This is a genomic window from Klenkia terrae (assembly GCF_900491935.1).
GTDB lineage: Bacteria > Actinomycetota > Actinomycetes > Mycobacteriales > Geodermatophilaceae > Klenkia > Klenkia terrae.
The window spans coordinates 1-2,630 of sequence record NZ_UEXK01000004.1 but is presented as its reverse complement, the minus strand read 5'-3'; the positions used below and the strand labels follow the sequence as shown (position 1 = coordinate 2,630).

Here is a 2,630-nt window from a genome sequence, read left to right as displayed (position 1 = left end):
TCGCGGTGCTGCCGCCGGTGGAGTCCCTGCCGCTGCGGGTCGGGCTGCTCCTCGGCGGCGTGGTGCTCAACGGGCTGGCCGGGGCGGGGAGTCCTCCCGGTGATCGACCACCGTGGCCGGGTGCTTGAGCCCGGTCAGGCGGGCTGGGCCTCCCGGTCCGCGGCCCGCCGGCGGACGGCGACCAGCGGCAGGAACAGCTGGACCAGCGGACCGATGGCCACCGCGTAGAGCACCGTCCCGATGCCGACCGTGCCGCCGAGCAGCAGCCCGACGCCCAGCACGGTGACCTCCAGGCAGGTGCGGACCAACCGCACGCTGCGGCCGGTGCGCGCGACCAGGCCGGTCATCAGGCCGTCCCGTGGTCCGGCGCCGAACTCGCTGGCCAGGTAGGTCGCCCCGGCCAGCCCGTTGAGCACCACGCCGCCGAGGAGCAGCCCGACCCGCAGCGGCAGGGACTCCACCGGCGGCAGCACCGCGAGGCCGGCGTCCACCGTCAGGCCGATGACCACGACGTTGCTCACCGTGCCCAGCCCCGGCCACTGGCGCAGCGGCACCCACAGCAGCAGCACCAGCGCGCCGACCACGATGACGACCGTGCCGAAGGACCAGCCCAGCTGCTCGGCCAGGCCCTGGTGCAGCACGTCCCAGGGGTCCAGCCCGAGATCGGCGCGGAGCACCATCGCCATGGAGAACCCGTAGAGGGCCAGCCCGGCGTAGAGCTGGACCAGCCGTCGGGGCATCCGGCCGGTGCGCAACTGCTGGAGGGGGCTCAGCGACGGCGACGGCGGCGTGGACACGTGCGCCAGCCTGCCGCGGTCCACCCGCGTCGGGAGCAGTCCACTCCGGCCGGTGGACAGCAGTCCACCGGGCCGGGGGCCCCGGGCGAGTGGTGTTCACCGCACCGACCCCTGCCGTGCGTGCTGTTCCCGGCCCGGGCGTGTCACCATGGACGACGGCCCGCACCGGGGCCCGACGGGACGGGAGGTGGCACGCATGCGCAGCGAGCCCCCCAGTCACAGTCCCGAGGTCCCCGCCGCCTGACGCGGCCGGCCGCTGTCCCCCTCGCGGGGACCGGTGCGCGCGGGACCTCCTCCGACGTCCCCCACCCGCACGGCCGGCGCCGGGGTCGGGGCCGTGGGCGGCGGGGCCAGCCGGGTGGCCAGCCGCTCGTAGGCCGACTCGCGGTCCACCGCGGCGCCGTAGCGGGGGAGCAGCGCGGAGGCGGCGACCGCGGCCTGCAGCTGCGCGGGCTCCACGGCGCCCATGAAGGACCGGGGCGCCCGCAGCATCGTCCACGCCACCGGCGTCGGTGCCCCGCGCTCGGACAGCACGGTCACGATCGCCTCGCCGGTGCCCAGCGAGGTCAGGGTCTCGGCGATGTCGTAGGCGTCGGACTTCGGGTAGGTCTTCACGGTCTTCTTCAGCGCCGTGGCGTCGTCGGGGGTGAACGCGCGCAGGGCGTGCTGCACCCGGTTGCCCAGCTGGCCCAGCACCGCGGTCGGCACGTCGGTCGGGTTCTGGGTCACGAAGAAGACGCCGACCCCCTTGGACCTGATCAGCCGCACCGTCTGGGTGACCGAGTCCAGGAACGCGGTGCTCGCCCCGGTGAACAGCAGGTGGGCCTCGTCGAAGAAGAACACCAGCTTGGGCTTGTCGACCTCGCCGACCTCGGGCAGGTCCTCGAACAGGTCGGCCAGCAGCCACATGAGGAAGGTGGAGAACAGCGCCGGGCGGTCCTGCACCGCGGACAGCTCGACGGAGCTGATCACGCCCCGGCCGTCCGGGGCGGTGCGCATGAGGTCGGCGGTGTCCCACTCGGGCTCGCCGAAGAACACGTCGCCGCCCAGGTCGTCCAGCGCGATCAGCTCGCGCAGGATCACCCCCGCGGTGGCCTTGCTCAGCCCGCCCAGGCCCTGCAGGTCGGCCTTGCCCTCGTCGCTGACCAGCCAGGAGATGACCGACCGCAGGTCCTTGAGGTCCAGCAGCGGCAGCCCGGCGGCGTCGGCGTAGTGGAAGACCAGGCCCAGCGAGCTCTCCTGGGTCTTGTTCAGCCCCATGACCTTGCTGAGCAGCACCGGGCCGAAGGAGGTGATGGTCGACCGCACCGGGACGCCGGTGCCCAGCCCGCCGAGGGCCAGGTACTCCACCGGGTACCCGGTCGCCGTCCAGGCGTCGGCGGTGCCGGTGGCCCGGGCGGTGATCCGGTCACCGGGCTCGCCGGGCCGGGACAGCCCGGTGAGGTCGCCCTTGACGTCGGCGAGCACGACCGGCACGCCCTGGGCCGACAGCTGCTCCGCCAGCAGCTGGAGCGTCTTGGTCTTGCCGGTGCCGGTGGCCCCGGCGATCAGGCCGTGCTGGGTCATCATCGACAGCGGTACCCGGACCTGGGCGTCGGGGTGCGGCGCGCCGCCGTGCACCACCGAGCCGAGGTCCAGCGCCGGCCCGGTGAACGCGTAGCCCGCCGCGATGCCGGTGGCGACGTCGTCGGCGGTGTCCTCGAGGGGTGCGCTCACCGGGGGCCGGTCAGCCCTGGTCGCGGGCGGCGCGGTCGACCTCGGGGGTCGGTGACGGCGGTGCGTAGCCCGAGCTGGACGGCGCGGCCTGCTCGGCGGCGCGGTCGACCTCGGGGG

The 2,630-nt window shown here is 74.9% G+C and carries 2 protein-coding genes; both read right to left on the bottom strand.

Going from position 1 to position 2,630, the window contains the following annotated elements; translation table 11 throughout:
* Positions 1-134: 134 nt before the first annotated feature.
* Positions 135-797, bottom strand: coding sequence for a membrane protein YczE (gene yczE, locus LFA75_RS00155; protein WP_225231760.1), 663 nt, complete (start codon positions 795-797; stop codon positions 135-137).
* A 216-nt stretch (positions 798-1,013) separates the two neighbouring features.
* Positions 1,014-2,513, bottom strand: a complete 1,500-nt coding sequence (locus LFA75_RS00150; protein WP_225231759.1) for a helicase HerA-like domain-containing protein — start codon at positions 2,511-2,513, stop codon at positions 1,014-1,016.
* Positions 2,514-2,630 lie beyond the last annotated feature (117 nt).